We start from the raw sequence: 25,885 nt of genomic DNA, 5'->3' as shown, positions 1-25,885 counted from the left end.
TGCGCACGGCCGACAAGAACAAGAGATCACTCGCCATGCATGCCGAACTCATAGTGGATGCCCGCAACGCCACGGGCGAAAGCCCGGTGTGGCTGCCACGGGAACAGGCCCTCTACTGGGTCGATATCCCCGCCGCCCGCCTGCACCGCTGGTGCCTGCGGGACGGCGCCAGCCATAGCTGGCAGGCCGAAGAAATGATCGCCTGTATCGCCCGCCGCGGCGACGCCCAGGGTGGCGGCTGGATCGCCGGCATGCAGAGCGGCATCTTCCACCTGCAACCGGATGCCGAGGGCGGCATCACCGCGACCCGCCTCGCCGAAGCGGCCCATGCCGCCCCGGCGATGCGCTTCAACGACGGCCGCTGCGATCGCCAGGGCCGCTTCTGGGCCGGCACCATGCTCCTGGACATGGGCGTCGGCGCACGGGTCGGCGCGCTCTACCGCTTCGATGGTGAGCACGCGCCGCTGGAGGCGCGCCTGGATGACTTCATCGTGCCCAACGGCCTGGCGTTCAGCCCGGACGGCACGCGCATGTACCTCTCCGATTCGCACCCGCAGGTCCAGGCCATCTGGACCTTCGACTACGACATCGACAGCGGCACGCCCTACAACCGCCGGCTCTTCGTCGACATGCGCGAGTTTCCCGGCCGGCCCGACGGCGCCGCCGTGGACGAAGACGGCTGTTACTGGATCTGCGGCAACGACGCTGGCCTGGTGCACCGCTTCACGCCCGACGGGCGCCTCGACCGCTCCCTGCCAGTGCCCGTGAAGAAGCCGGCCATGTGCGCCTTCGGCGGCCCCGATCTGGACACCCTGTTCGTCACCTCCATCCGTCCGGGCGGCGTCGACCTCACGGACCAGCCCCTGGCCGGCGGCGTATTCGCCCTGCGTCCCGGGGTGAAAGGCCTGGAGGAACCGCAATTCCGGGGCTGAACCCCCGGCAATACCTGCAACCCGCTGGATCGAAACCCAACAACAACAAGACCGGAGTTTCCCCATGAACCTCAAACGCAAACTGCTCGTCGCCGCCCTGCCCTTCGCCTTCTGCCTGGCTGGCAGCGCCCATGCCCTGGACATCAAGTTCGCCGAGATCCACCCGGCCGGTTACCCGACCGTGGTCGCCGAACAGAACATGGGCAAGAAGCTGGAGGAAGCCACCAACGGCGATATCGCCTTCAAGATGTTCGCCGGCGGCGTGCTCGGCTCCGAGAAGGAAGTGGTCGAGCAGATCCAGATCGGCGCCATCCAGATGGCCCGTGTCAGCCTCGGCATCGTCGGTCCGGTAGTGCCGGACGTGAACGTCTTCAACATGCCCTTCGTATTCCGCGACCACGCCCACATGCGCAAGGTCATCGACGGTGAGATCGGCCAGGAGATCCTCGACAAGATCACTCACTCCGAATTCAACCTGGTGGCCCTGGCCTGGATGGACGGCGGTACGCGCAACCTCTACACCAAGGAGCCGGTGCGCACGATCGACGACCTGCACGGCAAGAAGATCCGCGTCATGGGCAACCCGATGTTCATCGAGATGATGAACGCCATGGGCGGCAACGGCATCGCCATGGACACCGGCGAGATTTTCAGCGCCCTGCAGACCGGCGTGATCGACGGCGCCGAGAACAACCCGCCGACCATGCTGGAGCACAACCACTTCCAGAACGCCAAGTACTACACCCTCACCGGCCACCTGATCCTCCCCGAGCCGGTCGTGATGTCGAAGACCACCTGGGAAAAACTCACGCCCGAGCAACAGGCACTGGTGAAGAAGCTCGCCCGCGACGCGCAGATGGAAGAACGCGCCCTGTGGGACGCCAAGTCCGCCGCCAGCGAAGAGAAGCTCAAGGCCGCCGGCGTCGAGTTCATCACCGTGGACAAGAAACCCTTCTTCGATGCCACCGCGCCGATTCGCGAGAAGTACGGCGCCCAGTACGCCGACCTGATCAAGCGCATCGGCGACGTCCAGTAACAGCGACTCAACTCCCTGAAGAACACCGTGGCGGGCCGGGCTCGCCACGGTGCCGGTGAAGCCCCATGAAAGACACCCTGCTGCGTTTCAACGACGGCCTGTACATGACCTGTATCTGGGTCGCGGGCCTGTCCGTCGCCACCATGTCCCTGATCATTCCCTGGGGCATCTTCGCCCGCTATGTGCTGGGCAGCGGTTCCAGTTGGCCCGAGCCGGTGTCGATCCTGCTGATGGTGGTGTTCACCTTCATCGGCGCCGCCGCCAGCTACCGCGCCGGCGCGCACATGGCGGTGAACATGCTCACCGACCGCCTGCCGCCAAACCTGAAGCAGGCGGCTTCGCTGCTGGTCCAGGTGCTGATGGCGCTGATCTGCCTGTTCATGGCCATCTGGGGCGCCAAGCTGTGCGCCACCACCTGGAACCAGTTCGTCGCATCGCTGCCCAGCCTGCGGGTGGGCCTGACCTACGCGCCAATCCCGATCGGTGGCGTGCTGACCCTGATATTCGTACTCGAGAAGCTCCTGCTGGGCGACCAGAGCCACCGCCGCGTGGTGCAGTTCGACCTGGTGGAAGAAAACGAAGGAGCCGCATAAGTGGACGCATTCATCCTTCTTGGCAGTTTCATCCTGCTGATCCTCCTCGGCATGCCGGTGGCCTACGCCCTGGGCCTGTCCGCCCTGATCGGCGCCTGGTGGATCGACATCCCGCTGCAGGCGATGATGATCCAGATGGCCGGCGGGGTTAACAAGTTCTCCCTGCTGGCGATCCCCTTCTTCGTACTGGCCGGCGCCATCATGGCGGAGGGCGGCATGTCGCGGCGCCTGGTGGCCTTCGCCGGGGTACTGGTGGGCTTCGTACGTGGCGGCCTGTCGCTGGTGAACATCATGGCCTCCACCTTCTTCGGTGCCATTTCCGGCTCCTCGGTGGCCGACACCGCCTCGGTGGGCTCGGTGCTGATCCCGGAGATGGAGCGCAAGGGCTATCCCCGCGAGTTCTCCACCGCCGTCACCGTGAGCGGCTCGGTGCAGGCCCTGCTGACCCCGCCCAGCCACAACTCGGTGCTCTATTCCCTCGCGGCCGGCGGCACCGTGTCCATCGGCGCACTGTTCGTGGCCGGCGTCATGCCCGGATTGCTGCTCTCGGCGGTGATGATGGGGCTGTGCCTGGTGTTCGCGAAGAAGCGCAATTACCCCAAGGGCGAAGTGATCCCGCTGCGCCAGGCGCTGAAGATCGCCGGTGAGGCGCTCTGGGGCCTGATGGCCATGGTGATCATTCTCGGCGGCATCCTCTCCGGGGTGTTCACCGCCACCGAGTCGGCGGCCATCGCGGTGGTCTGGTCGTTCTTCGTGACCATGTTCATCTACCGCGACTACAAGTGGCGCGACCTGCCCAAGCTGATGCACCGCACGGTGCGGACCATCTCCATCGTGATGATCCTCATCGCCTTCGCCGCCAGCTTCGGCTACATCATGACCCTGATGCAGATCCCGGCGAAGATCACCACGCTGTTCCTGACCCTGTCGGACAACCGCTACGTGATCCTCATGTGCATCAACGCCATGCTCCTGCTGCTGGGCACCGTGATGGACATGGCGCCGCTGATCCTGATCCTCACCCCGATCCTGATGCCGGTGATCACCGGTATCGGCGTCGATCCGGTGCACTTCGGCATGATCATGCTGGTGAACCTGGGCATCGGCCTGATCACCCCGCCGGTGGGCGCGGTACTCTTCGTCGGCTCGGCCATCGGCAAGGTCAGCATCGAGAGCACGGTGAAGGCGCTGCTGCCCTTCTACCTGGCCCTGTTCCTGGTGCTGATCGCGGTGACCTACATCCCCGCGATCTCCCTCTGGCTGCCCAGCGTCGTACTCTGATCCACCCCGGCGGGCCGTTCGCGGCCCGCCCTTCCTTCTCCAGACCAGCGGCCACGCGCCATTTGGAGCCCCGACCACACGGACCGTTTCCATGCCCGCCCCCACCGCGTCACCCGCCCTCTTCCCCCGGCAGGTCGCCGTCCTGCTACTCGCCCTGCTCGCCTGCGCCTTCGCCGGCAACCACATCTCCGCGCGCATCGCCTTCGATGACGGCACCGGCCTGCTGCTGGCCATCCTCTGCCGCTCGGGCGTCGCCATGCTGGTGCTCACCGGCATCGTGCTCTGGCAGCGCCAGCCCCTCGGCCTGCCCGCCGGCACCCGCCGCTGGCAGCTACTGCTGGGCCTGCTGATCGCCACCCAGAGCCTGTGCCTCTACTCCGCGGTGGCGCGCATCCCGGTGGCCCTGGCGCTGCTGGTGGGCAACACTTTTCCCATCGTGCTGGCGCTGCTCACCTGGGCGCTGGGCGGAGGCGCACCGAGCCGGCGCCAGGCCACGTTGATGGGCTTGATCCTGCTCGGGCTGGTCTTCGTCCTGGACGTGCCCGGTCGCCTGGCCGCCCACGAAGGCGCCGGCCCCGAGTGGAGCCTGGGCGTCGCACTGGCCTTCTGTGCCGCGTGCGCCTTCGCCTGCGCCCTGTGGATAACCGACCACAAGCTGGCCGCCCTGCGCGGGCCGGTACGCAGCATGCTGACCCTGATGATCGTGTTCTGCAGCATGGCCGTGGCCGGCGCCAGCGGACTGGTGCCGGGCGGCATGAGCACGCCGTCCAGCAGCGGCGGCTGGATGGCCCTGGGCGCCCTGGTGCTGCTGTACGGCACGGCGTTCTCGGTGCTCTTCGTCAGCGTGCCGCGCCTGAACATGCCGCAGAACGCGCCGGTGATGAACGTCGAGCCCATCGCCACGCTGCTGCTCGGCTGGGTTCTGCTGGACCAGGTGCTGAGCGGGATGCAGTTGGCCGGCGGCGCCATCGTGGTTGCCGGCATCGTGCTGCTGACCTATCGGAAGGATGCCTGAGCGCCATGGGCGCCCAGGCGAGGGCATCAGGCTTCCTGCTGCTCCCGCTCGGCCTCTTCGTGGGCCTGGCGCAGCCGTTCGCGGCTGTTGGTCAGGTGCAGGCGCATGGCCGCGCGCGCCGCTTCGGCGTCCTGGCGGGCGATGGCTTCGTAGATTTCCTCGTGCTCGCGGCTGAGCCGGGCCAGGTAGTGCTGCTGGTCATCGTGGGCGATGCGCGCCGAGTTGATCCGGGTCCGCGGAATGATGCTGGTGCCCAGGTGGGTCATGATGTCGGTGAAGTAGCGGTTGCCGGTGGCCTGGGCGATCTGCAGGTGGAACTGGAAGTCCGAAGCCACCGCATCGCTGCGGTGCGCCGCGTTGAGGAAGACGTCCAGCGCCTCGCGCATGGCCGCCAGTTGCTCGGGGGAACGGCGCTGGGCGGCGAGGCCGGCGGATTCCACTTCGAGGCTGATGCGCAACTCGAGGATCGCCATCACGTCGCGCAGGGTGACGATGGTCGCCGGGTCGATGCGAAAGCCCATGGGGCTCGGCGTGTCCAGCACGAAGGTGCCGATGCCGTGGCGGGTTTCCACCAGGCCGGCGGCCTGCAGGCGCGAAATGGCCTCGCGCACCACGGTGCGGCTGACGCCCTGGGCCTCCATGATGGCCGACTCGGTGGGCAGCTTCTCGCCCCGCTTGATCACCCCGTCCTGGATCTGCTGGGAGAGTTCGCTCACCAGCTCCTGGGCCAGGCTGCGGTGCTTGCGGCGCGGTCGTTGCTGGGTACTCGGGTTGTCCATGTCGACATTCGATCTCGGCGGAAACTGAGCGCCCATCATAGCCCAGCAAGTTGTACGATGACACTCGTCCGCGGCAACTGTCGGGGGTTCTACCTGCATTCCTACAACCCGGTAAGCCGACAATGACCACGCCCCTGATCACGCTCGAAGACGCTCACAGCCGCCTCTCCCTGGCGCCCGGACTGGGCGGCGCCATCGCCAACTGGCAATTGTTGGAAAGCGGCCAACCGCTGCTGCGCCACGCCGACGCATCGGCCCTGGCGGCGGGCACGCCCAGGCGGCTCGGCTGCTACCCGTTGGCGCCCTGGTCGAACCGCATCGGCAACGGCGGCTTTGCCCTGCCGGACGGCTGGCTGACTCTGGAGCCCAATACCACGAACGATCCCCTGCCCATCCACGGCAGTGCCTGGCAGCAACCCTGGGAAGTCCTCGAACAGGCCGATGGCCGGGTGCGGCTCGGCCTGGAAAGCAGGGAGCCCTTCGCCTATCGCGCCGAACAGGAATTCCGCCTGGCGGCGGGTTGTCTGGAAATCAGCCTGAAGACCACCCACCTGGATGAACGCCCCATCTGGCACGGGCTCGGGCTGCATCCCTACTTTCCGCGCACGCCCGCAACGCGCCTGCTCGCCCACGCCGAAAGCGCCTGGCTGTGCGGCGCCGACAAGCTGCCCACGGCCCAGGTCGGCCTCCCCCCGGCCTGGGACTTCGCCGAAGGCGCCGCGCTGCCGGAGGAGCTGGTGGACAACGGCTTCAGCGGCTGGTCGGGCACCTGCAGCATCCTCCAGCCCGACCTCGGCTACCGCCTGGCATGCAGCGCCAGGGGCTGCGACACCTTCCTGCTGTTCTGCCCGCAGGACCAGCCGTTCTTCTGCTTCGAGCCGGTGACCCACCCGGTCAACGCCCACCATCTGCAGGGCCGTCCCGGACTGCGCCTGCTGGCGGCGGGCGAAACCCTGGAGATCACCTGGCGCATGGCGGTCATGCCGCTCACCAGCCGCTGAAACGAAAAAGGCGCAGCCCGATGGCTGCGCCTTTCTGTCTTTCCGCTTGCGCGATTCGACTCAGAACGGGATGTCGTCGTCGAAGCTGTCGTAGTCCGGAGCGGGCTGGGCGGCCGGTTGCGGAGCCGGACGCTGCTGCGGGGCGGCCTGCTGCGGCTCGCGCTGCGGGCGCGGCGCGCGCGGGGCGTCGCCTTCGCTGCCGGGACGGCCGCCGAGCAGTTGCATCTGGCCGTTGATGTCCACCACGATCTCGGTGGTGTAGCGCTTCACGCCGTCCTTTTCCCACTCGCGGGTGCGCAGGGAACCTTCGACGTAGACTTGCGAGCCCTTGCGCAGGTACTCACCGGCGATCTCGGCGAGGCGGCCGAAGAACACCACGCGGTGCCATTCGGTGCGCTCCTGCTGCTGGCCGGTCTGCTTGTCCTTCCAGGACTCGCTGGTGGCCAGGGTGATGTTGGTCACCGCATTGCCGTTGGGCAGGTAGCGGGTTTCCGGATCACCACCGACGTTACCAACCAGAATGACTTTGTTAACCCCACGGGCCATGACGTTCTCCTAGGCTTCAGCACGTTCCGGGGCCGATTCGATCAGGCGCTCCAGGGACGTGCGGTCCAGTTTTTCAGAATCCACTTTGATATAGATGGCCGCCTCTTCGGCCACCACGACGGCATCCGCCACTCCAGGCAATGCCAGCAAACGCGCAACCAACCCGGTATCGGCCACGGCCGCCGCGCTGAGCGGCAGGCGCAGGCTGGTCACGTACGGAGGTTCACGCATAGTAACAGCAATGGCCAGCCAAATCGCACAGACCACCGCACAGCCGACGAATACCGTCGACAGCCCGCCGTGCTGGAACAGCCAGCCGCCGAGGATGCCGCCCAGGGCCGCGCCAAGGAACTGGCTGGTGGAATAAACGCCCATGGCCGTGCCCTTGCCGCCGGCCGGGGCGACCTTGCTGATCAGCGAGGGCAGCGAGGCCTCCAGCAGGTTGAAGGCGGTGAAGAACACGATGGCGCCGAACACCAGGGCGCGCAGGCTGTCGCCGAACTGCCAGAAGAACAGTTCGCAGGCGCCGAGCACGGCGACCGCGCCGACCAGTACCCGCTTCATCTGGCGCTTCTTCTCGCCATAGATGATGAAGGGGACCATGCCGAAGAAACCCACCAGCAAAGCGGTCAGGTAAACCCACCAGTGATCTTCCCTGGGCAGGCCGGCCTTCTCCACCAGGGCCAGCGGCAGGGCGACGAAGCTGGCCATGAGGATGGCGTGCAGGGCGAGGATGCCGAAGTCGAGACGCAGCAGGTCCGGATGCCGGAGCGTCGGGATCAAGGCCCGGCGCGCCACGCCGGATTCGCGGTGCTGCAGCGGATGCGCCGCACGCGGCACCATGACGGCGATGATCAGCATGCCCAGCACGGCCATGATGGCGGTTGCCCAGAACAGACCGGACAGGCCGAACGCGCGGGTCAGCAGCGGGCCGACCACCATGGCCACGGCGAAGGAAACGCCGATGCTCATGCCGATCATGGCCATGGCCTTGGTGCGGTGCTGCTCGCGGGTGAGGTCGGAAAGCAACGCCATCACCGCCGCCGAAATGGCCCCGGCGCCCTGCAGCACGCGGCCAGCGATCACGCCCCAGATGGAATCGGCGTTGGCCGCCAGCGCGGCGCCGGCGGCGAATATCAGCAGGCCGACGTAGATGACCGGCAACCGGCCGATGCGATCGGAGAGGACGCCGAAGGGGATCTGCAGCACGGCCTGGGTCAGACCGTAGGCGCCGATGGCCAGGCCGATCAGGGCCGGGGTGGCGCCGGCGAGGTCCTGGCCGTAGGTGGCCAGCACCGGCAATACCATGAACATGCCGAGCATGCGGAAGGCGAACACCAGGGCCAGGCCGCTGGCCGCGCGCGTTTCGCTGCCGCTCATGCGTTCAGAGTGGGAATCGTGCATAGATGCCTCGAGGGAGAACGGTCGGGGCTCGCGTCATGCGCCCCTGCCTGGCTGACCACCCGATCCTGGGTGTCCGGCAGCCGCCGGAGCCCGAAAAATGCCGCGCATTCTAGCAGTCCCGACGGATTGCGACACACTTGTGACGCTTTGCCGCGCTCCCGTGGCGGGCCGTATAATCGCGGGTTTCCGCCCGCCAAGTGAGGCCGTTGTGGACAAGATCCTGATCCGTGGGGCACGCACCCACAACCTGAAGAACGTCGACCTCACCCTGCCCCGCGACAAGCTGATCGTGATCACTGGACTGTCCGGTTCGGGCAAGTCGTCGCTGGCCTTCGACACCCTCTACGCCGAGGGTCAGCGCCGCTATGTGGAATCCCTGTCGGCCTATGCCCGGCAGTTCCTGTCGATGATGGAAAAACCCGATGTGGACACCATCGAAGGTCTTTCCCCGGCGATTTCCATCGAGCAGAAATCCACCTCCCACAACCCGCGCTCCACCGTCGGCACCATCACCGAGATCTACGACTACCTGCGCCTGCTCTACGCTCGCGTGGGCACGCCGCGCTGCCCGGACCATGATGTGCCGCTGGAGGCCCAGACCGTCAGCCAGATGGTGGACCAGGTCCTGGCCCTGCCCGAAGGCCGCAAGCTGATGCTGTTGGCGCCGGTGGTACGCGAGCGCAAGGGCGAGCACCTGGCGGTGTTCGAGGAGCTGCGCGCCCAGGGCTTCGTCCGCGCGCGGGTGGACGGCAGGCTCTACGAGCTGGATGAACTGCCCAAGCTGGACAAGCAGAAGAAGCACAGCATCGATGTGGTGGTGGACCGCTTCAAAGTCCGCGAGGACCTGCAGCAGCGTCTGGCGGAATCCTTCGAGACCGCCATCAACCTCGCCGACGGTATCGCCCTGGTGGCCCCCATGGACGACGAACAGGGTGAGGAGATCATCTTCTCCGCGCGCTTCGCCTGCCCCCATTGCGGCCACTCCATCAGCGAGCTGGAACCCAAGCTGTTCTCCTTCAACAACCCGGCCGGCGCCTGCCCCACCTGCGACGGCCTGGGCGTGAAGCAGTTCTTCGACGCCAAACGCCTGGTGAACGGCGAGCTGACCCTGGCCGAGGGCGCCATTCGCGGCTGGGACCGGCGCAACGTGTACTACTTCCAGATGCTCGGCTCCCTGGCCGCCCACTACGGCTTCAGCCTGGAAAAACCCTTCGACCAGCTGTCCGCCGAGCACCAGAAGGTGATCCTGTTCGGCAGCGGTCGCGAGGACGTGGACTTCCGCTACCTCAACGACCGTGGCGACATCGTCAAGCGCTCGCACCCCTTCGAAGGGATCATCCCCAACCTGGAACGGCGCTATCGCGAAACCGAATCGGCCACCGTACGCGAGGAGCTGGCCAAGTTCCTCAGCACCCAGCCCTGCCCCGACTGCCGCGGCACCCGCCTGCGCCGCGAAGCGCGTCACGTCTGGGTGGGCGACAAGACCCTGCCGGCGGTCACCGGCCTGCCGGTGGGTGATGCGGCGGAGTACTTCGGCGGCTTGAGCCTGACCGGCCGCCGTGGCGAGATCGCCGAGAAGATCCTCAAGGAAATCCGCGAGCGCCTGCAGTTCCTGGTCAATGTCGGCCTCGACTACCTGACCCTGGACCGCAGCGCCGACACCCTGTCCGGCGGCGAAGCCCAGCGTATCCGCCTGGCCAGCCAGATCGGCGCCGGCCTGGTGGGGGTTATGTACATCCTCGACGAACCCTCCATCGGCCTGCACCAGCGGGACAACGAGCGCCTGCTGGCCACCCTCACTCACCTGCGCAACCTCGGCAACACGGTGATTGTGGTGGAGCACGACGAAGACGCCATCCGCCTCGCCGACTACGTGGTCGACATCGGCCCTGGCGCCGGCGTGCATGGTGGCCGCATCGTCGCCGAGGGCTCTCCGGACGAGGTGATGAACCATCCTGACTCACTCACCGGCAAGTACCTCTCCGGTCGCGAGAAGATTCGCTACCCGGCGCAGCGCACGCCGCGGGACAAGAAGAAGTCCCTCAAGCTCAAGGGCGCCAGCGGCAATAATCTGCAGAACGTGAACCTGGAGATTCCGGTCGGCCTGCTGACCTGCGTGACCGGGGTGTCCGGCTCGGGTAAGTCGACCCTGATCAACAACACCCTGTTCCCGATCACCGCCACCGCGCTGAACGGCGCCACTTCGCTGGAAGCGGCGGCCCACGACAGCTTCGACGGCCTGCAGCACCTGGACAAGGTGGTCGACATCGACCAGAGCCCGATCGGCCGTACGCCGCGCTCCAACCCGGCGACCTATACCGGGCTGTTCACCCCGATCCGCGAGCTGTTCTCCGGCGTACCGGAATCCCGTTCGCGCGGCTACGGCCCCGGGCGCTTCTCCTTCAACGTCAAGGGCGGCCGCTGCGAGGCCTGCCAGGGCGACGGCGTGATCAAGGTGGAAATGCACTTCCTGCCGGATATCTACGTCCCCTGCGACGTCTGCAAGGGCAAGCGATACAACCGAGAAACCCTGGAGATCCGCTACAAGGGCAAGAGCATCCACGAAGTGCTGGAGATGACCATCGAAGAAGCCCGCGTATTCTTCGATGCCGTGCCGGCCATTGCCCGCAAGTTGCAGACCCTGATGGACGTCGGCCTGTCCTATATCCGCCTGGGCCAGTCGGCCACCACCCTTTCGGGCGGCGAAGCGCAACGGGTGAAGCTGTCCCGCGAGCTCTCCAAGCGCGACACCGGCAAGACGCTGTACATCCTCGACGAGCCCACCACGGGCCTGCACTTCGCGGATATCCAACAGTTGCTGGACGTGCTGCACCGACTCCGCGACCACGGCAATACCGTGGTCGTCATCGAACACAACCTGGATGTGATCAAGACCGCCGACTGGCTCGTGGACCTCGGCCCCGAGGGCGGCTCCAAGGGCGGCCAGATCATCGCGACCGGCACGCCGGAAGACGTGGCGGCAATGGCCCAGTCCCACACCGGACGCTTCCTCAAGCCGCTCCTGGAGCGAGACCGCGCCTGAAACGAAGAAGCCCCGCGAATGCGGGGCTTCTTCGTATTACCGGCAAATCAGGCCAGATCGAAACGATCCAGGTTCATCACCTTGGTCCAGGCCGCGACGAAGTCCCTGACGAACTTCTCCTTGGCATCGCCACTGGCGTAGACCTCTGCGTAGGCACGCAGCACCGAGTTGGAGCCGAACACCAGGTCGCTGCGAGTACCGGTGTACTTCACCTGACCGGACTTGCGATCCCGTCCCTCGAAGACTTCGGCGTCGCCGTTGACCGGTTTCCACTCCGTACCCATGTCGAGCAGGTTGATGAAAAAGTCATTGCTCAGGACCCCGACCTTATCGGTGAACACACCATGCTGGCTGCCGTCATGGTTCGCCCCCAGCACACGCAGCCCTCCGACCAGCGCGGTCAGTTCCGGAGCGGTCAAGGTCAGCAACTGCGCCTTATCCACCAGCATCGCTTCCGTGGGAACACCAAGCTTGCCTTTGACGTAGTTGCGGAAACCGTCGGCAACAGGCTCGAGCACGCCGAAGGACTCGACATCGGTCTGGTCCTGACGGGCATCGACACGCCCCGGGGCAAAAGGTACATCCACGCTCACACCGGCCGCCTTGGCGGCCTGTTCGATCGCCACATTGCCGGCCAGCACGATCACATCAGCCAATGACGCCTTGCCGGAGGCTTTCTGGATATCCACCAGCTTCGGCAGCGCCTTGATCGCGCGCTGGTTGACCGCCCAGTCCTTCTGCGGTGCCAAGGCGAGGCGGGCACCGTTGGCGCCACCGCGCTTGTCGCCACCCCGGAAGGTCGAAGCCGAGGCCCAGGCCACCGAGACCAGATCACCGACCGACAGGCCGGACGCGGCGATGCTGGACTTCAGGTCGGCGATATCGGCCGCGCTGGGGTTGTGGGTCGCGGCAGGGAGCGGGTCTTGCCAGATCAGGTCTTCCTTTGGTACTTCCGGGCCAAGGTAGCGGGCCTTAGGCCCCATGTCCCGGTGGGTCAGCTTGTACCAGGCACGGGCGAAAGCGTCGGCGAAGGCCTGCGGGTCGTCCAGGAAACGCTTGGAAATCTTGCCGAATTCCGGATCGAAACGCAGGGTCAGGTCGGTGGTCAGCATAGTCGGCTTGTGGAACTTACCGGGAACATGCGCGTCCGGAATGATATCCGGGGCATCCTTGGCCACCCACTGCTTGGCACCGGCTGGAGAGGTGGTCAGCTCCCACTCGTACTTGAACAGGTTTTCGAAGAAGTTGTTGCTCCACAACGCCGGCGTCTTGGTCCATGTAACCTCAATGCCGCTGGAGATGGTGTCCTTTCCATGGCCGCTGCCGAAACTGCTCATCCAGCCCAAGCCTTGCGCCTCGATGGGGGCTCCCTCGGGTTCCGGCCCCTTGTGGGATTCGGGCGCTGCGCCGTGGGCCTTGCCGAAGGTATGGCCGCCGGCAATCAGCGCGACGGTTTCCTCGTCGTCCATGGCCATCCGCCCAAAGGTGGCACGAATGTCCTTGGCCGCCAGCATGTAGTCGCCGCTCGCATTCGGACCTTCGGGGTTCACGTAGATCAGCCCCATGTGGGTAGCGCCGAAGGGAGCCGTGAGCTCGCGATCACCGGTAACGCGCTCAGGATCGACACCTAGCCAGGCGATTTCGGCCCCCCAGTTCACGTCCAGGTCCGGCTCCCATACATCTTCACGACCGGCACCAAAACCGAAGGTACGAAAGCCCATGGATTCCAGTGCCACGTTGCCGGCGAGTACCAGCAAGTCTGCCCAGGAGATCTGCTGACCATACTTCTGCTTGATCGGCCAGAGGAGACGGCGGGTCTTGTCGATGTTGACGTTGTCCGGCCAGGAGTTGAGCGGCGCGAAACGCTGCTGACCACGACCGCCGCCCCCACGCCCATCCGTGGTGCGGTAGGTACCAGTCGCGTGCCAGGCCATGCGGATCATCTGCGGACCATAGTGACCAAAGTCGGCCGGCCACCAGTCCTGGGAGTCAGTCATCAGCTTGACCAGGTCGGCCTTCAGCGCCTTGTAGTCGAGCTTTTTGAATTCCTTCGCGTAGTTGAACGTTTCGCCGAGCGGGTTTGACCTGCCCGAATGCTGGTTAAGCAGGTCAACACGAAGCTGGTTAGGCCACCAATCCTGGTTGGTAGTGCCGCCGCCGGCGACATGATTGAACGGACATTTACCTTGATTTGTCATTGCTCCCTCCATTTCCTCATCAGGTCGGCCCGCTACTGACGGCCGACGGTTGGATAAGACTAGACCGCGTTCTAATGAAGAACCAATGTATTAAAGTAAACAAATCGATAGTTAATATCTCTGAGCATATGTCGAAACATGAGCTAGCCAAACAGAGGGGGCACAGGCGCACGACAAGGCAGCATCCAGAGCTACAGAGCCGCAGACGGGAAATAACGATCGAACACGCAGGGGGATTGGCGGTGCGGGGGGAGAGGGATAACGCGGAAATAAAAAAACCGGGCACTGGGCCCGGTTTTTCATGCAACGACCGACTTACTCGGCAGCAGCTTCGACTTCACCAGCGACCGGACGGTCAACCAGTTCGACGTAAGCCATCGGAGCGTTGTCGCCAGCGCGGAAACCGCACTTCAGGATGCGCAGGTAGCCGCCCTGACGGTTGGCGTAGCGCTTACCCAGATCGTTGAACAGCTTGCCTACGGCAGCTTTCGAACGGGTGCGGTCGAAAGCCAGACGACGGTTGGCAACGCTGTCTTCCTTGGCCAGGGTGATCAGCGGCTCGGCAACGCGGCGCAGTTCCTTGGCTTTGGGCAGGGTGGTTTTGATCAGTTCGTGCTCGAACAGCGACACTGCCATGTTCTGGAACATGGCCTTGCGGTGTGCGCTGGTGCGGCTCAGGTGACGGCCACTTTTACGATGACGCATGGTTCAATTCCTTACCAAACTTCTACGTTCGGTGATTACGACGATCAGGCAGTCGCCTTGTCGTCCTTCTTGAGACTTGCCGGCGGCCAGTTGTCGAGGCGCATGCCGAGGGACAGACCACGGGAGGCCAGGACGTCCTTGATCTCGGTCAGGGACTTCTTGCCCAGGTTCGGAGTCTTCAACAGCTCCACTTCGGTGCGCTGGATCAGATCACCGATGTAGTAGATGTTCTCCGCCTTCAGGCAGTTGGCCGAACGTACGGTCAGCTCGAGGTCATCAACCGGACGCAGGAGGATCGGATCGATCTCGTCTTCCTGCTCAACCACCACCGGCTCGCTGTCGCCCTTCAGGTCGACGAAGGCTGCCAGTTGGTGTTGCAGGATGGTGGCGGCGCGACGGATTGCCTCTTCAGGGTCCAGGGTGCCGTTCGTTTCCAGATCGATGACCAGCTTGTCCAGGTTGGTGCGCTGCTCCACACGGGCGTTTTCAACCACGTAGGCAACACGACGGACGGGACTGAACGAGGCGTCGAGCTGCAAGCGACCGATGCTGCGGCTCTCGTCTTCGTCGCTCTGGCGTGCGTCGGCGGGCTCATAGCCACGACCGCGGGACACCTTGAGCTTCATGTTCAGGACGCCGTTATCCGCCAGGTTGGCGATCACGTGGTCGCCGTTGACGATTTCGACATCATGATCCAGCTGAATATCGGCAGCAGTGACCACGCCCGGACCTTTCTTCGAAAGGCTCAGCGTTACTTCGTCACGGCCGTGCAGCTTGATAGCCAGACCTTTCAGGTTGAGCAGGATTTCGATGACGTCTTCCTGAACACCTTCGATGGCACTGTACTCATGGAGTACGCCGTCGATTTCGGCCTCGACTACTGCACAGCCAGGCATGGAGGACAACAGGATGCGACGCAGCGCGTTGCCCAGGGTATGGCCGAAACCACGCTCGAGAGGCTCGAGCGTGATTTTGGCGCGGGTCGGACTGACCACCTGCACATCAATGTGGCGGGGGGTCAGGAACTCATTTACCGAACTCTGCATGGATGCACCTATTTTCTAGCCCTTACTTGGAGTAGAGCTCGACAATCAGGTTTTCGTTGATGTCGGCGGACAGATCGCTGCGAGCCGGCACGCTCTTGAACACGCCGGACTTCTTGTCTGCGTCTACCTCGACCCACTCAACGCGGCCACGCTGGGCGCACAGTTCGAGGGCCTGGGCAATACGCAGTTGGTTCTTCGACTTCTCGCGAACGGCAACCACGTCACCAGCTTTGACCTGGTAGGACGGAACGTTCACGGTCTGGCCGTTCACGCTGATGGCCTTGTGGGAAACCAGCTGACGGGACTCGGAACGGGTAGCGCCGAAGCCCATGCGGTACACGACGTTGTCCAGGCGGCACTCGAGGAGTTGCAGCAGGTTTTCGCCGGTAGCGCCTTTACGGGCAGCAGCTTCTTTGTAGTAGTTACCGAACTGACGCTCCAGGACGCCATAGATACGGCGCACTTTCTGCTTTTCACGCAGCTGGGTGCCGTAGTCGGACAGGCGACCGCGACGGGCACCGTGCTGACCAGGAGCGGATTCGATGTTGCACTTGGATTCGAGCGCGCGAGCACCACTCTTCAGGAAGAGGTCGGTACCTTCACGACGGGACAGTTTGCACTTGGGACCAATGTAACGAGCCATTTCTCACTGTCTCCTATTACACGCGACGCTTCTTCGGCGGACGGCACCCGTTATGCGGGATGGGCGTCACGTCGGTGATGCTGGCGATCTTGTAACCGCAGGCGTTCAGAGCACGCACAGCGGATTCGCGACCCGGACCCGGGCCCTTGACGTTCACGTCGAGGTTCTTCAGGCCGTACTCCAGAGCTGCCTGACCGGCACGCTCGGCCGCAACCTGGGCAGCGAACGGAGTGCTCTTACGGGAACCGCGGAAACCAGAACCACCGGAGGTAGCCCAGGACAGGGCGTTACCTTGACGGTCGGTAATGGTGACGATGGTGTTGTTGAAAGAAGCGTGGATATGGGCGATCCCATCCACCACTGTCTTTTTGACTTTCTTACGAGGACGAGCAGCAGGCTTAGCCATGACTTAATTCCTGTCGATTCGCGGGCGCAATTACTTGCGGATCGGCTTACGCGGGCCCTTGCGGGTGCGCGCGTTGGTCTTGGTACGTTGGCCATGAACAGGCAGGCCACGACGATGACGCAGGCCGCGGTAGCAACCCAGATCCATCAGACGCTTGATGTTCATGTTGATTTCGCGACGCAGGTCACCTTCGGTGGTGAGCTTCGCGACTTCGCCACGCAGCTGTTCGATCTGCTCGTCAGAGAGATCTTTGATCTTTGCCGCCGGATTAACACCGGTGACAGCGCAGATTTTCTGCGCGGTGGTGCGACCAACACCGTAGATGTAGGTCAGCGAGATAACAGTGTGCTTGTTATCTGGAATGTTGACGCCTGCAATACGGGCCATTCAGTGAAACTCCAGTTGACAGCTACCTACGCCCCGGAAGCCAAGAAAAGGGCGCGAGATATTAGCGCTGTAAAAACGAATAATCAACCCGGCAGCGCACTAGCTGCCGGGCTCATAACGCGTGAATCACACTCAGCCTTGGCGCTGTTTGTGACGCGGCTCCGCGCTGCAGATCACGCGAACGACACCGTCGCGACGGATGATCTTGCAGTTGCGGCACAGCTTCTTCACCGATGCACGAACTTTCATCAGTAACTCCTAGAACCTTACGGAACCGGATCAGCGGAGCATGCCGCTGCCGTAGCCCTTCAGGTTGGCTTTCTTCATCAGGGATTCGTACTGGTGCGAAACGAGGTGCGATTGTACTTGGGCCATAAAGTCCATCACAACCACGACCACGATCAGCAACGAGGTCCCGCCAAGGTAGAACGGTACGTTTGCTGCAACCACCAGGAACTGGGGCAGCAGGCAAACAGCCGTCATGTACAGAGCACCGAACATGGTCAAGCGGGTCAGTACGCCATCGATATAGCGCGCCGACTGCTCGCCCGGACGGATGCCCGGAATAAAGGCACCGGACTTCTTCAGGTTCTCCGCCACGTCTTTCGGATTGAACATCAGCGCTGTGTAGAAGAAGCAGAAGAATACGATCCCTGCACTAAACAGCAGAATGTTCAACGGCTGACCAGGAGCGATGGCCTGTGCAACGTCCTGCAGCCAGCCCATGCTTTCGGACTGACCGAACCAGGCGCCCAGAGAGGCCGGGAACAGCAGGATGCTGCTGGCGAAAATAGCCGGGATAACACCGGCCATGTTCACCTTCAACGGGAGGTGGCTGGTTTGCGCAGCGAAGACCTTACGGCCCTGCTGACGCTTGGCGTAGTGCACCGCAATGCGACGCTGACCACGCTCAATGAACACCACGAAACCGATGATCGCTACTGCCAGCAGACCGATAGCGACCAGGGCGAGAATATTGATATCGCCCTGACGTGCAGACTCGAAGGACTGCCCGATCGCACTCGGCAGACCGGCCACGATGCCAGCAAAAATCAGCATCGAGATACCGTTGCCGACACCGCGCTCTGTGATCTGCTCGCCCAGCCACATCATGAACATCGCACCAGCCACGAAGGTGGTAACGGCCACGAAGTGGAAGCCGAAATCAGTCGAGAAAGCGACGCCCTGACTGGCCAGGCCAACGGACATGCCGATGGCCTGAACCAATGCCAGGGCTACAGTGCCGTAGCGGGTGTACTGGCTGATCTTGCGACGGCCAGCCTCACCTTCCTTCTTCAACTGCTCCAGCTGCGGACTGATAGCGGTCATGAGCTGCATGATGATCGATGCCGAGATGTACGGCATGATCCCCAGCGCAAAGATGCTCATCCGCTCCAATGCACCACCGGAGAACATGTTGAACAGGCTAAGAATGGTCCCCTCGTTCTGCCGGAACAGTTCGGCCAGCCGGTCCGGGTTGATACCGGGCACTGGGATGTGCGCGCCGATCCGGTAGACGATGATCGCCAGGAACAGGAAACGCAGTCGAGCCCAGAGCTCGGACAACCCGCCATTGCTGAGCGCGGAGAGAGCACCTTGCTTAGCCATTTAGTCCTCGAACTTACCGCCAGCTGCTTCGATAGCCGCACGCGCACCTTTGGTGGCTGCGATACCTTTCAGGGTCACCGCGCGAGTAACGTCGCCGGACAGCATGACTTTCACACGCTGTACGTTCTGGTTAATCACGTTGGCATCCTTCAATGCCTGCAGAGTGATGACGTCGCCTTCAACCTTGGCCAGCTCGGAGGTACGCACTTCGGCGCGATCCAGAGCCTTCAGGGAAACGAAGCCGAACTTCGGCAGACGACGGTGCAGCGGCTGTTGACCGCCCTCGAAGCCCGGAGCGATGGTGCCACCGGAGCGGGAGGTCTGACCTTTGTGACCACGGCCACCAGTCTTGCCCAGACCGCTGCCGATACCACGGCCCGGACGGTGCTTCTCGCGACGGGCACCCGGCGCGGAACGCAGATCGTTCAGTTTCATGGATTAACCCTCGACACGCAGAAGGTAGTAAGCCTTGTTGATCATGCCGCGGTTCTCAGGAGTGTCCTGGACCTCTACGGTATGACCAATGCGACGCAGGCCGAGGCCCTTGACGCAAGCTTTGTGGTTAGCCAGACGGCCGCTGACGCTTTTGATCAGCGTTACTTTGACAGTTGCCATGATTAGAGAATCTCCTCGACGCTCTTACCACGCTTGGCCGCAACGGACTCAGGGGACTGCATGTTCTTCAGACCCTTGAAGGTGGCGTAAACCACGTTCACCGGATTGGTGGAGCCGTAGCATTTGGCCAGAACGTTCTGCACACCGGCCACTTCCAGAACGGCACGCATGGCGCCGCCAGCGATGATACCGGTACCTTCGGAAGCCGGCTGCATGAACACCTTGGAGGCGCCATGAGCGGACTTGATCGGGTACTGCAGAGTCGTGCCGTCCAGATCGACCTGGATCATGTTGCGGCGGGCAGCTTCCATCGCCTTCTGGATGGCTGCCGGCACTTCGCGCGACTTGCCACGACCGAAGCCGACACGACCCTTGCCATCACCCACCACGGTCAGCGCGGTGAAAGTGAAAATACGACCACCTTTTACGGTCTTGGCAACGCGGTTAACCTGAACCAGCTTCTCGATGTAGCCTTCGTCGCGCTTTTGCTCGTTATTTGCCATAACTTAGAACTCCAGCCCGCCTTCACGAGCAGCATCAGCCAGCGCCTTGACGCGGCCGTGGTACTTGAAGCCAGAACGATCGAATGCCACCTGAGTGACGCCAGCGGCTTTCGCACGCTCGGCAACCAGTTGACCAACCTTCTTGGCCGCGTCGACATTGCCGGTGGCGCCGTCACGCAGTTCTTTGTCCAGGGTCGAGGCGCTGGCCAGGACCTTGGCGCCGTCGGCCGAAATGACCTGGGCGTAGATGTGCTGGGAAGAACGGTACACGCAGAGGCGTACGGCTTCCAGCTCGCGCATTTTCAGGCGTGCCTTGCGAGCGCGACGCAGACGAGTTTCTTTCTTTACGCTCATTTGCTATGCCCTACTTCTTCTTAGCTTCTTTACGACGGACGACTTCGTCGGCGTAACGTACACCCTTGCCTTTGTAAGGCTCCGGCGGACGGAAGTCGCGGATCTCGGCGGCCACTTGACCGACCAGCTGCTTGTCGATGCCCTTGATCAGGATATCGGTCTGGCTGGGGGTTTCAGCGGTGATGCCTTGCGGCAGTTCGTAATCCACCGGGTGCGAGAAGCCAAGAGCCAAGGACAAGGTTTGACCTTTGGCCTGAGCTTTGTAACCAACGCCGACCAGCTGGAGCTTGCGCTCGAAGCCCTGGCTGACGCCGATCACCATGTTGTTTACCAGCGCACGGGTGGTACCGGCCATTGCCTTGTTCTGCTGGTCGCCGTTGCGAGCAGCGAAACGCAGCTCACCGGATTCCTGCAGAACCTCAACGGACGGATGCACTTTCAGTTCGAGGGAGCCTTTGGCGCCCTTTACCGAGAGCTGCTGACCGGCGAGTTTGACTTCTACGCCAGCGGGCAGCTTGACGGGGTTCTTAGCAACGCGAGACATGCTTCAACCCCCTTAGAACACAGTGCAAAGCACTTCGCCGCCAACACCAGCAGCGCGAGCAGCACGATCAGTCATCACACCCTTGTTGGTGGAAACGATCGATACGCCCAGGCCGCCACGTACTTTCGGCAGCTGATCGACGGACTTGTACTGGCGCAGGCCAGGACGACTTACGCGCTTAAGCTCCTCGATGACCGGACGGCCTTCGAAGTACTTGAGCTCGATGGACAGCAGAGGCTTGATGTCGCTGCTGACTTGGTATCCCGTGATGTAACCTTCGTTCTTCAGAACGTCGGCTACTGCCACCTTCAGCTTGGAGGACGGCATGCTTACGACAGACTTTTCAGCCATCTGGGCATTACGGATACGAGTTAGCATGTCCGCTAACGGGTCCTGCATACTCATGGGCTAGATGCTCCTGATACAAAAATAAATAGCCTTGCGGCTAGAGTCACACGCGAGCACTGGACGGACTAATGCCAGGCTCGGCGAGCCGGACATTCTAGAGATACTCCAGAAACGAATCAAGCCCCAAAAGGGGCTTGATTCAGATGAGCCAGGTTGGGCTGACCGAGGCCAGCCTAACCGAGGATCATTACCAGCTGGCTTTCACCAGGCCCGGCACATCACCGCGCATGGCGGCTTCACGCAGCTTGTTACGACCGAGGCCGAACTTGCGGTAAACGCCGTGCGGACGCCCGGTGATGCGGCAGCGGTTACGCAGGCGCGAGGCGCTGGCGTCACGTGGCTGCTTCTGCAGGGCTACCTGCGCTTCCCAACGAGCTTCCGGAGTGGAGTTCGGGTTGGCGATGATAGCTTTCAGCTCAGCACGCTTTTTGGCGTACTTAGCAACCGTTTGCTGACGCTTCAGCTCACGGTTCTTCATGCTCTGTTTGGCCATTTACCTACTCCAATCAGTTGCGGAACGGGAAGTTGAAGGCGCGCAGCAGGGCACGACCTTCATCATCCGTACGGGCGGTGGTGGTCAGGGTGATGTCCAGACCGCGCAGCGCATCGATTTTGTCGTAATCGATTTCCGGGAAGATGATCTGCTCTTTCACACCCATGCTGTAGTTGCCACGACCGTCGAAGGACTTGGCATTCAGGCCGCGGAAGTCGCGTACACGCGGCAGGGAGATGGACAGCAGACGATCCAGGAATTCGTACATGCGGTCACGGCGCAGGGTGACCTTGACGCCGATCGGCCAACCTTCACGCACCTTGAAGCCCGCAATGGACTTGCGAGCATAGGTCACGACGGCTTTCTGGCCAGTGATCTTTTCCAGGTCAGCTACTGCGCTCTCGATGACTTTCTTGTCACCGATGGCTTCGCCCAGACCCATGTTCAGGGTGATCTTGGTGATGCGCGGAATCTCCATCACGTTCGAAAGCTGAAGTTGCTCCTTCAGTTTCGGCGCGATTTCGTTCCGGTAAATCTCTTTCAGTCGTGCCATGGTTATCTACCTAGCAGTTCTCAAGCATCAACCGGTTTTTGGGTCGACTTGAAGACACGAATTTTCTTACCTTCTTCAACCTTGAAACCAACGCGATCAGCCTTGTTGGTTTCGGCATTGAAGATGGCAACGTTGGAGAGGTGCAGCGGCGCCTCCCGCTCGACGATACCGCCCTGGACACCGGCCATGGGGTTAGGCTTGGTGTGGCGCTTGATCAGGTTTACACCACTGACCAGCACACGGCTGTCGGCGAGAACCTTCAGCACCTTGCCACGCTTGCCCTTGTCCTTGCCGGCGATGACGATGATCTCGTCGTCACGACGAATCTTTTGCATGACGGCTTCTCCTTACAGCACTTCGGGGGCGAGCGAGACGATCTTCATGAACTTCTCGGAACGCAGTTCACGGGTCACGGGCCCGAAGATACGGGTGCCGATCGGCTCCTGCTTGTTGTTCAGCAGGACGGCGGCGTTGCCGTCGAAGCGGATGATCGAGCCGTCAGGGCGACGAACGCCGTGCTTGGTACGGACCACGACAGCGGTCATTACCTGGCCTTTCTTCACCTTGCCACGCGGAATCGCTTCTTTCACGGTGACCTTGATGATGTCGCCGATGCCGGCATAGCGACGGTGCGAACCACCAAGGACCTTGATGCACATAACGCGACGAGCACCGCTGTTGTCAGCGACGTCGAGCATGGATTGAGTCTGAATCATATCTTTCTCCGACCCTTAGTCCTTAGACTTCCACGGCACGTTCGACGACTTCCACCAGGGACCAGGACTTGGTCTTGGCCAGCGGGCGGGTCTCACGAATGGTGACCTTGTCGCCGATGCGGCACTGGTTGGTTTCGTCGTGGGCGTGCAGCTTGGTCGAACGCTTCACGTATTTACCGTAGATCGGGTGCTTTACGCGACGCTCGATCAGGACGGTGATGGTCTTGTCCATCTTGTCGCTGACGACACGGCCGGTCAGCGTGCGGACGGTTTTCTGAGCTTCAGCCATGATTACTTACCTGCTTGCTGGTTGAGCACAGTTTTCACGCGAGCGATGTCGCGCTTCACTTGCGAGAGCAGGTGAGACTGCCCCAACTGGCCAGTTGCTTTCTGCATGCGCAGATTGAACTGGTCGCGCAGCAGGCCGAGCAGTTGCTCGTTCAGCTGCTGTACGGATTTTTCACGAAGTTCATTCGCTTTCATCACATCACCGTCCGCTTAACAAAGGAGGTGGCGAGCGGCAGCTTTGCAGCAGCCAGGGCGAATGCCTCACGCGCCAGCTCTTCGGAAACACCCTCGATCTCGTACAGGACCTTGCCCGGTTGAATCTGGGCAACCCAGTACTCGACGCCACCCTTACCTTTACCCATACGAACTTCGAGGGGCTTCTTGGTCACGGGCTTATCCGGGAACACACGGATCCAGATCTTGCCGCCACGCTTCACGTGACGGGTGAGGGCACGACGTGCAGCCTCGATCTGGCGGGCAGTGAGACGACCACGGCCAGTTGCCTTCAGCGCGAACTCGCCGAAGCTGACCTTGCTACCGCGCTGAGCCAGACCACGGTTGTGGCCGGTCATCTGCTTGCGGAACTTCGTACGCTTTGGTTGCAGCATTTGGCGTACCCCTTACTTAGCAGCTTTTTTACGAGGAGCGGGCGCTACGGGCTTCAGCTCTTCCTGGCGGCCACCAATGACCTCACCCTTGAAGATCCAAACCTTCACACCAATCACACCGTAGGTGGTGTGCGCTTCATAGGTTGCGTAGTCGATGTCGGCACGCAGGGTGTGCAGAGGCACACGACCTTCGCGGTACCACTCGGTACGGGCGATTTCAGCGCCACCGAGACGACCACTTACCTGAATCTTGATACCCTTGGCACCAATGCGCATGGCGTTCTGTACAGCGCGCTTCATGGCGCGACGGAACATCACGCGACGCTCCAGCTGCTGAGCTACGCTCTGCGCAACCAGCATACCGTCAAGCTCCGGCTTGCGGATCTCTTCGATATTGATGTGCACCGGCACACCCATTTGCTTGGTCAGGTCCTGGCGCAGTTTCTCAACATCTTCACCTTTCTTGCCGATCACGATACCGGGACGGGCGGTGTGGATGGTGATACGTGCGGTTTGAGCCGGACGATGGATATCGATACGGCTTACGGACGCGCTTTTTAGTTTGTCTTGGAGGTACTCACGCACCTTCAGATCGGCAAACAGATAATCGGCATAAGTGCGCTTATCTGCATACCAAACGGAGGTGTGCTCCTTGACGATACCCAGGCGAATGCCAGTGGGATGTACTTTCTGACCCATCTGATCGACTCCGTTACTTGTCCGCAACCTTGACAGTGATATGGCAAGACCGCTTGACGATGCGATCAGCACGGCCCTTGGCACGCGGCATGATGCGCTTCAGCGAACGCCCCTCGTTGACGAAAACGGTGGAAACCTTCAGGTCATCCACGTCTGCGCCTTCGTTGTGCTCAGCGTTGGCCACGGCCGATTCGAGCACTTTCTTCATGATCTCAGCGGCTTTCTTGCTGCTGAAAGTCAACAGGTTGAGCGCTTCGCCCACCTTCTTCCCGCGGATCTGGTCGGCGACCAAGCGGGCTTTCTGGGCGGAGATTCGAGCGCCCGACAGCTTAGCGGCTACTTCCATCGTTCCTTACCCCTTAACGCTTGGCTTTCTTGTCCGCAGCGTGCCCGCGATAGGTGCGGGTAGCGGCGAACTCGCCCAGTTTGTGGCCGACCATGTCTTCGTTCACGAGGACCGGGACGTGTTGACGACCGTTATGCACAGCGATGGTCAGACCGACCATTTGCGGCAGTACGATGGAGCGACGCGACCAGGTTTTCACCGGCTTGCGATCGTTCTTTTCCACCGCCACTTCGATCTTCTTCAGTAGGTGAAGATCGATAAAAGGACCTTTTTTCAGAGAACGCGGCACTGTCGTATCCTCAGTTATTTACGGCGACGGACGATCATGTTGTCGGTGCGCTTGTTCGCGCGGGTCTTCGCACCCTTGGTCGGGAAGCCCCACGGAGACACCGGATGACGGCCACCAGAGGTACGACCTTCACCACCACCATGCGGGTGGTCTACCGGGTTCATCGCCACGCCGCGAACGGTCGGGCGAACACCACGCCAGCGCTTGGCACCGGCTTTACCCAGCGAACGCAGGCTGTGCTCGGAGTTCGAGACTTCGCCCAGGGTCGCACGGCACTCGGCCAGGACTTTACGCATCTCGCCGGAACGCAGACGCAGGGTTACGTAGGCGCCTTCACGGGCAACCAGCTGAACGGAGGCACCAGCGGAACGGGCGATTTGCGCGCCTTTGCCGGGCTTGAGTTCGATGCCGTGAATGGTGCTACCAACCGGGATGTTACGCAGCGGCAGGGTGTTACCGGCCTTGATCGGTGCATTGACACCCGAGATCAGCTGGTCGCCAGCGCTCACGCCCTTCGGCGCGATGATGTAGCGACGCTCGCCGTCGGCGTACTTCAGCAGAGCGATATGAGCAGTACGGTTAGGATCGTATTCGATGCGCTCAACGGTGGCAGGAATGCCATCCTTGTTGCGACGGAAGTCGACCAGACGGTAGTGCTGCTTGTGACCACCGCCGATGTGGCGAGTGGTGATGCGGCCGTTGTTGTTACGACCACCGGTCTTCGACTTCTTCTCGACCAGCGGAGCGTAGGGAGCGCCTTTGTGCAGCTCCTGGTTGACCACCTTGACCACGAAACGGCGGCCAGCGGAAGTCGGTTTGCACTTAACGATTGCCATGATGCACCCC

35 protein-coding genes are annotated in these 25,885 nt (G+C 62.4%); 7 read left to right on the top strand and 28 right to left on the bottom strand.

What is annotated here, in order from left to right; translation table 11 throughout:
• Positions 1–35: 35 nt before the first annotated feature.
• The 5 genes from PJW05_RS03980 (at position 36) to PJW05_RS03960 (ending at position 4,857) form a co-directional block, all read left to right on the top strand.
• Positions 36–932, top strand: a complete 897-nt coding sequence (locus tag PJW05_RS03980) for an SMP-30/gluconolactonase/LRE family protein (RefSeq protein WP_271410449.1) — start codon at positions 36–38, stop codon at positions 930–932.
• Positions 933–996: 64 nt separating this feature from the next.
• Positions 997–1,968, top strand: coding sequence for a TRAP transporter substrate-binding protein (locus PJW05_RS03975; protein WP_271410448.1), 972 nt, complete (start codon positions 997–999; stop codon positions 1,966–1,968).
• Positions 1,969–2,033: 65 nt separating this feature from the next.
• Complete coding sequence (locus PJW05_RS03970; RefSeq protein WP_271410447.1) at positions 2,034–2,561, top strand: TRAP transporter small permease; 528 nt, start codon at positions 2,034–2,036, stop codon at positions 2,559–2,561.
• Positions 2,562–3,842, top strand: a complete 1,281-nt coding sequence (locus PJW05_RS03965) for a TRAP transporter large permease (protein ID WP_271410446.1) — start codon at positions 2,562–2,564, stop codon at positions 3,840–3,842. It abuts the gene before it with no gap.
• A gap of 91 nt (positions 3,843–3,933) precedes the next feature.
• Complete coding sequence (locus PJW05_RS03960) at positions 3,934–4,857, top strand: EamA family transporter (RefSeq protein WP_271410445.1); 924 nt, start codon at positions 3,934–3,936, stop codon at positions 4,855–4,857.
• Between the two features lie 26 nt (positions 4,858–4,883).
• Here PJW05_RS03960 and PJW05_RS03955 read toward each other — a convergent pair whose 3' ends face one another.
• Positions 4,884–5,636, bottom strand: a complete 753-nt coding sequence (locus PJW05_RS03955; protein ID WP_271410444.1) for a FadR/GntR family transcriptional regulator — start codon at positions 5,634–5,636, stop codon at positions 4,884–4,886.
• 122 nt (positions 5,637–5,758) lie between these two features.
• Here PJW05_RS03955 and PJW05_RS03950 point away from each other — a divergent pair, with 122 nt between their 5' ends.
• Positions 5,759–6,637 carry an aldose 1-epimerase gene (locus PJW05_RS03950; RefSeq protein ID WP_271410443.1) on the top strand — a complete coding sequence of 293 codons (879 nt, stop codon included), beginning with the start codon at positions 5,759–5,761 and terminating at the stop codon, positions 6,635–6,637.
• Positions 6,638–6,697: 60 nt separating this feature from the next.
• Here PJW05_RS03950 and PJW05_RS03945 read toward each other — a convergent pair whose 3' ends face one another.
• Positions 6,698–7,183 (bottom strand): single-stranded DNA-binding protein, encoded by a 486-nt coding sequence (locus tag PJW05_RS03945; RefSeq protein ID WP_271410442.1) that lies wholly within the window; start codon positions 7,181–7,183, stop codon positions 6,698–6,700.
• A gap of 9 nt (positions 7,184–7,192) precedes the next feature.
• The gene (locus PJW05_RS03940; protein ID WP_271410441.1) at positions 7,193–8,587 is read right to left on the bottom strand and encodes an MFS transporter; all 1,395 of its coding nucleotides are present in this window, start codon (positions 8,585–8,587) and stop codon (positions 7,193–7,195) included.
• A gap of 208 nt (positions 8,588–8,795) precedes the next feature.
• Between PJW05_RS03940 and uvrA the strand changes: the two genes are divergently transcribed.
• Positions 8,796–11,630, top strand: a complete 2,835-nt coding sequence (gene uvrA / locus PJW05_RS03935; RefSeq protein ID WP_271410440.1) for an excinuclease ABC subunit UvrA — start codon at positions 8,796–8,798, stop codon at positions 11,628–11,630.
• Positions 11,631–11,677: 47 nt separating this feature from the next.
• Here uvrA and katG read toward each other — a convergent pair whose 3' ends face one another.
• From katG to rplB, 25 genes are all read right to left on the bottom strand, one after another.
• Positions 11,678–13,828: a catalase/peroxidase HPI gene (gene katG, locus PJW05_RS03930; protein ID WP_271410439.1), complete on the bottom strand. Its 2,151-nt coding sequence runs from the start codon at positions 13,826–13,828 to the stop codon at positions 11,678–11,680.
• Positions 13,829–14,143: 315 nt separating this feature from the next.
• Positions 14,144–14,533: a 50S ribosomal protein L17 gene (gene rplQ / locus PJW05_RS03925; protein WP_004419938.1), complete on the bottom strand. Its 390-nt coding sequence runs from the start codon at positions 14,531–14,533 to the stop codon at positions 14,144–14,146.
• A 44-nt stretch (positions 14,534–14,577) separates the two neighbouring features.
• Positions 14,578–15,579 (bottom strand): DNA-directed RNA polymerase subunit alpha, encoded by a 1,002-nt coding sequence (locus PJW05_RS03920; protein ID WP_271410438.1) that lies wholly within the window; start codon positions 15,577–15,579, stop codon positions 14,578–14,580.
• 22 nt (positions 15,580–15,601) lie between these two features.
• Complete coding sequence (gene rpsD, locus PJW05_RS03915) at positions 15,602–16,222, bottom strand: 30S ribosomal protein S4 (protein ID WP_271410437.1); 621 nt, start codon at positions 16,220–16,222, stop codon at positions 15,602–15,604.
• Between the two features lie 16 nt (positions 16,223–16,238).
• On the bottom strand, positions 16,239–16,628 hold the full coding sequence (gene rpsK / locus PJW05_RS03910) for a 30S ribosomal protein S11 (protein WP_003093689.1): 390 nt from the start codon (positions 16,626–16,628) through the stop codon (positions 16,239–16,241).
• 30 nt (positions 16,629–16,658) lie between these two features.
• Complete coding sequence (rpsM, locus tag PJW05_RS03905; RefSeq protein WP_003448758.1) at positions 16,659–17,015, bottom strand: 30S ribosomal protein S13; 357 nt, start codon at positions 17,013–17,015, stop codon at positions 16,659–16,661.
• Positions 17,016–17,147: 132 nt separating this feature from the next.
• On the bottom strand, positions 17,148–17,264 hold the full coding sequence (gene rpmJ / locus PJW05_RS03900) for a 50S ribosomal protein L36 (protein ID WP_003281814.1): 117 nt from the start codon (positions 17,262–17,264) through the stop codon (positions 17,148–17,150).
• Positions 17,265–17,294: 30 nt separating this feature from the next.
• Positions 17,295–18,623 carry a preprotein translocase subunit SecY gene (gene secY / locus PJW05_RS03895; protein WP_271410436.1) on the bottom strand — a complete coding sequence of 443 codons (1,329 nt, stop codon included), beginning with the start codon at positions 18,621–18,623 and terminating at the stop codon, positions 17,295–17,297.
• Positions 18,624–19,058, bottom strand: coding sequence for a 50S ribosomal protein L15 (gene rplO / locus PJW05_RS03890; protein WP_271410435.1), 435 nt, complete (start codon positions 19,056–19,058; stop codon positions 18,624–18,626).
• Between the two features lie 3 nt (positions 19,059–19,061).
• Positions 19,062–19,238: a 50S ribosomal protein L30 gene (rpmD, locus tag PJW05_RS03885; protein WP_021219605.1), complete on the bottom strand. Its 177-nt coding sequence runs from the start codon at positions 19,236–19,238 to the stop codon at positions 19,062–19,064.
• Between the two features lie 2 nt (positions 19,239–19,240).
• Positions 19,241–19,741 carry a 30S ribosomal protein S5 gene (gene rpsE, locus PJW05_RS03880; RefSeq protein WP_003448746.1) on the bottom strand — a complete coding sequence of 167 codons (501 nt, stop codon included), beginning with the start codon at positions 19,739–19,741 and terminating at the stop codon, positions 19,241–19,243.
• A 3-nt stretch (positions 19,742–19,744) separates the two neighbouring features.
• Positions 19,745–20,095, bottom strand: coding sequence for a 50S ribosomal protein L18 (gene rplR, locus PJW05_RS03875; protein WP_044872684.1), 351 nt, complete (start codon positions 20,093–20,095; stop codon positions 19,745–19,747).
• Positions 20,096–20,105: 10 nt separating this feature from the next.
• Complete coding sequence (gene rplF, locus PJW05_RS03870) at positions 20,106–20,639, bottom strand: 50S ribosomal protein L6 (RefSeq protein ID WP_271410434.1); 534 nt, start codon at positions 20,637–20,639, stop codon at positions 20,106–20,108.
• Positions 20,640–20,651: 12 nt separating this feature from the next.
• Entirely contained in the window at positions 20,652–21,044 is a 393-nt protein-coding gene (gene rpsH / locus PJW05_RS03865; RefSeq protein ID WP_271410433.1) for a 30S ribosomal protein S8, read from the bottom strand.
• Between the two features lie 190 nt (positions 21,045–21,234).
• On the bottom strand, positions 21,235–21,540 hold the full coding sequence (gene rpsN / locus PJW05_RS03860) for a 30S ribosomal protein S14 (protein ID WP_044872687.1): 306 nt from the start codon (positions 21,538–21,540) through the stop codon (positions 21,235–21,237).
• A 13-nt stretch (positions 21,541–21,553) separates the two neighbouring features.
• On the bottom strand, positions 21,554–22,093 hold the full coding sequence (gene rplE / locus PJW05_RS03855) for a 50S ribosomal protein L5 (protein WP_271410432.1): 540 nt from the start codon (positions 22,091–22,093) through the stop codon (positions 21,554–21,556).
• A gap of 20 nt (positions 22,094–22,113) precedes the next feature.
• Positions 22,114–22,428 (bottom strand): 50S ribosomal protein L24, encoded by a 315-nt coding sequence (gene rplX / locus PJW05_RS03850; protein WP_271410431.1) that lies wholly within the window; start codon positions 22,426–22,428, stop codon positions 22,114–22,116.
• Between the two features lie 12 nt (positions 22,429–22,440).
• Positions 22,441–22,809, bottom strand: coding sequence for a 50S ribosomal protein L14 (rplN, locus tag PJW05_RS03845; RefSeq protein WP_003448734.1), 369 nt, complete (start codon positions 22,807–22,809; stop codon positions 22,441–22,443).
• Positions 22,810–22,831: 22 nt separating this feature from the next.
• Entirely contained in the window at positions 22,832–23,098 is a 267-nt protein-coding gene (gene rpsQ / locus PJW05_RS03840; protein ID WP_003448733.1) for a 30S ribosomal protein S17, read from the bottom strand.
• Positions 23,099–23,100: 2 nt separating this feature from the next.
• On the bottom strand, positions 23,101–23,292 hold the full coding sequence (gene rpmC, locus PJW05_RS03835) for a 50S ribosomal protein L29 (RefSeq protein WP_016490538.1): 192 nt from the start codon (positions 23,290–23,292) through the stop codon (positions 23,101–23,103).
• Positions 23,292–23,705: a 50S ribosomal protein L16 gene (rplP, locus tag PJW05_RS03830; RefSeq protein WP_016490537.1), complete on the bottom strand. Its 414-nt coding sequence runs from the start codon at positions 23,703–23,705 to the stop codon at positions 23,292–23,294. The genes rpmC and rplP overlap by 1 nt, the downstream gene beginning before the upstream one ends.
• Positions 23,706–23,717: 12 nt before the next feature.
• Positions 23,718–24,404: a 30S ribosomal protein S3 gene (gene rpsC, locus PJW05_RS03825; RefSeq protein WP_028629286.1), complete on the bottom strand. Its 687-nt coding sequence runs from the start codon at positions 24,402–24,404 to the stop codon at positions 23,718–23,720.
• Positions 24,405–24,417: 13 nt separating this feature from the next.
• The gene (gene rplV / locus PJW05_RS03820; protein WP_007161246.1) at positions 24,418–24,750 is read right to left on the bottom strand and encodes a 50S ribosomal protein L22; all 333 of its coding nucleotides are present in this window, start codon (positions 24,748–24,750) and stop codon (positions 24,418–24,420) included.
• A gap of 13 nt (positions 24,751–24,763) precedes the next feature.
• On the bottom strand, positions 24,764–25,039 hold the full coding sequence (rpsS, locus tag PJW05_RS03815) for a 30S ribosomal protein S19 (protein WP_016490535.1): 276 nt from the start codon (positions 25,037–25,039) through the stop codon (positions 24,764–24,766).
• Positions 25,040–25,053: 14 nt separating this feature from the next.
• The gene (rplB, locus tag PJW05_RS03810) at positions 25,054–25,875 is read right to left on the bottom strand and encodes a 50S ribosomal protein L2 (RefSeq protein ID WP_271410430.1); all 822 of its coding nucleotides are present in this window, start codon (positions 25,873–25,875) and stop codon (positions 25,054–25,056) included.
• Positions 25,876–25,885 lie beyond the last annotated feature (10 nt).

The organism is Pseudomonas sp. Q1-7 (assembly GCF_028010285.1).
Classification (GTDB): Bacteria; Pseudomonadota; Gammaproteobacteria; order Pseudomonadales; family Pseudomonadaceae; genus Metapseudomonas.
This window is presented reverse-complemented; position numbering and strand designations above follow the sequence as displayed.

Bases quoted from the DNA above. Each gene is read 5' to 3' on its own strand.
- PJW05_RS03980 (WP_271410449.1), top strand. From the start codon at position 36: ATGCATGCCGAACTCATAGTGGATGCCCGCAACGCCACGGGCGAAAGC.
- PJW05_RS03975 (WP_271410448.1), top strand. From the start codon at position 997: ATGAACCTCAAACGCAAACTGCTCGTCGCCGCCCTGCCCTTCGCCTTC.
- PJW05_RS03970 (WP_271410447.1), top strand. From the start codon at position 2,034: ATGAAAGACACCCTGCTGCGTTTCAACGACGGCCTGTACATGACCTGT.
- PJW05_RS03960 (WP_271410445.1), top strand. From the start codon at position 3,934: ATGCCCGCCCCCACCGCGTCACCCGCCCTCTTCCCCCGGCAGGTCGCC.
- PJW05_RS03955 (WP_271410444.1), bottom strand. From the start codon at position 5,636: ATGGACAACCCGAGTACCCAGCAACGACCGCGCCGCAAGCACCGCAGC.
- PJW05_RS03950 (WP_271410443.1), top strand. From the start codon at position 5,759: ATGACCACGCCCCTGATCACGCTCGAAGACGCTCACAGCCGCCTCTCC.
- PJW05_RS03945 (WP_271410442.1), bottom strand. From the start codon at position 7,183: ATGGCCCGTGGGGTTAACAAAGTCATTCTGGTTGGTAACGTCGGTGGT.
- PJW05_RS03940 (WP_271410441.1), bottom strand. From the start codon at position 8,587: ATGCACGATTCCCACTCTGAACGCATGAGCGGCAGCGAAACGCGCGCG.
- katG (WP_271410439.1), bottom strand. From the start codon at position 13,828: ATGACAAATCAAGGTAAATGTCCGTTCAATCATGTCGCCGGCGGCGGC.
- rplQ (WP_004419938.1), bottom strand. From the start codon at position 14,533: ATGCGTCATCGTAAAAGTGGCCGTCACCTGAGCCGCACCAGCGCACAC.
- PJW05_RS03920 (WP_271410438.1), bottom strand. From the start codon at position 15,579: ATGCAGAGTTCGGTAAATGAGTTCCTGACCCCCCGCCACATTGATGTG.
- rpsD (WP_271410437.1), bottom strand. From the start codon at position 16,222: ATGGCTCGTTACATTGGTCCCAAGTGCAAACTGTCCCGTCGTGAAGGT.
- rpsK (WP_003093689.1), bottom strand. From the start codon at position 16,628: ATGGCTAAGCCTGCTGCTCGTCCTCGTAAGAAAGTCAAAAAGACAGTG.
- rpsM (WP_003448758.1), bottom strand. From the start codon at position 17,015: ATGGCCCGTATTGCAGGCGTCAACATTCCAGATAACAAGCACACTGTT.
- rpmJ (WP_003281814.1), bottom strand. From the start codon at position 17,264: ATGAAAGTTCGTGCATCGGTGAAGAAGCTGTGCCGCAACTGCAAGATC.
- secY (WP_271410436.1), bottom strand. From the start codon at position 18,623: ATGGCTAAGCAAGGTGCTCTCTCCGCGCTCAGCAATGGCGGGTTGTCC.
- rplO (WP_271410435.1), bottom strand. From the start codon at position 19,058: ATGAAACTGAACGATCTGCGTTCCGCGCCGGGTGCCCGTCGCGAGAAG.
- rpmD (WP_021219605.1), bottom strand. From the start codon at position 19,238: ATGGCAACTGTCAAAGTAACGCTGATCAAAAGCGTCAGCGGCCGTCTG.
- rpsE (WP_003448746.1), bottom strand. From the start codon at position 19,741: ATGGCAAATAACGAGCAAAAGCGCGACGAAGGCTACATCGAGAAGCTG.
- rplR (WP_044872684.1), bottom strand. From the start codon at position 20,095: ATGAGCGTAAAGAAAGAAACTCGTCTGCGTCGCGCTCGCAAGGCACGC.
- rplF (WP_271410434.1), bottom strand. From the start codon at position 20,639: ATGTCTCGCGTTGCTAAGAACCCCGTCAAGCTGCCCGCTGGCGTAGAA.
- rpsH (WP_271410433.1), bottom strand. From the start codon at position 21,044: ATGAGTATGCAGGACCCGTTAGCGGACATGCTAACTCGTATCCGTAAT.
- rpsN (WP_044872687.1), bottom strand. From the start codon at position 21,540: ATGGCCAAACAGAGCATGAAGAACCGTGAGCTGAAGCGTCAGCAAACG.
- rplE (WP_271410432.1), bottom strand. From the start codon at position 22,093: ATGGCACGACTGAAAGAGATTTACCGGAACGAAATCGCGCCGAAACTG.
- rplX (WP_271410431.1), bottom strand. From the start codon at position 22,428: ATGCAAAAGATTCGTCGTGACGACGAGATCATCGTCATCGCCGGCAAG.
- rplN (WP_003448734.1), bottom strand. From the start codon at position 22,809: ATGATTCAGACTCAATCCATGCTCGACGTCGCTGACAACAGCGGTGCT.
- rpsQ (WP_003448733.1), bottom strand. From the start codon at position 23,098: ATGGCTGAAGCTCAGAAAACCGTCCGCACGCTGACCGGCCGTGTCGTC.
- rpmC (WP_016490538.1), bottom strand. From the start codon at position 23,292: ATGAAAGCGAATGAACTTCGTGAAAAATCCGTACAGCAGCTGAACGAG.
- rplP (WP_016490537.1), bottom strand. From the start codon at position 23,705: ATGCTGCAACCAAAGCGTACGAAGTTCCGCAAGCAGATGACCGGCCAC.
- rpsC (WP_028629286.1), bottom strand. From the start codon at position 24,404: ATGGGTCAGAAAGTACATCCCACTGGCATTCGCCTGGGTATCGTCAAG.
- rplV (WP_007161246.1), bottom strand. From the start codon at position 24,750: ATGGAAGTAGCCGCTAAGCTGTCGGGCGCTCGAATCTCCGCCCAGAAA.
- rplB (WP_271410430.1), bottom strand. From the start codon at position 25,875: ATGGCAATCGTTAAGTGCAAACCGACTTCCGCTGGCCGCCGTTTCGTG.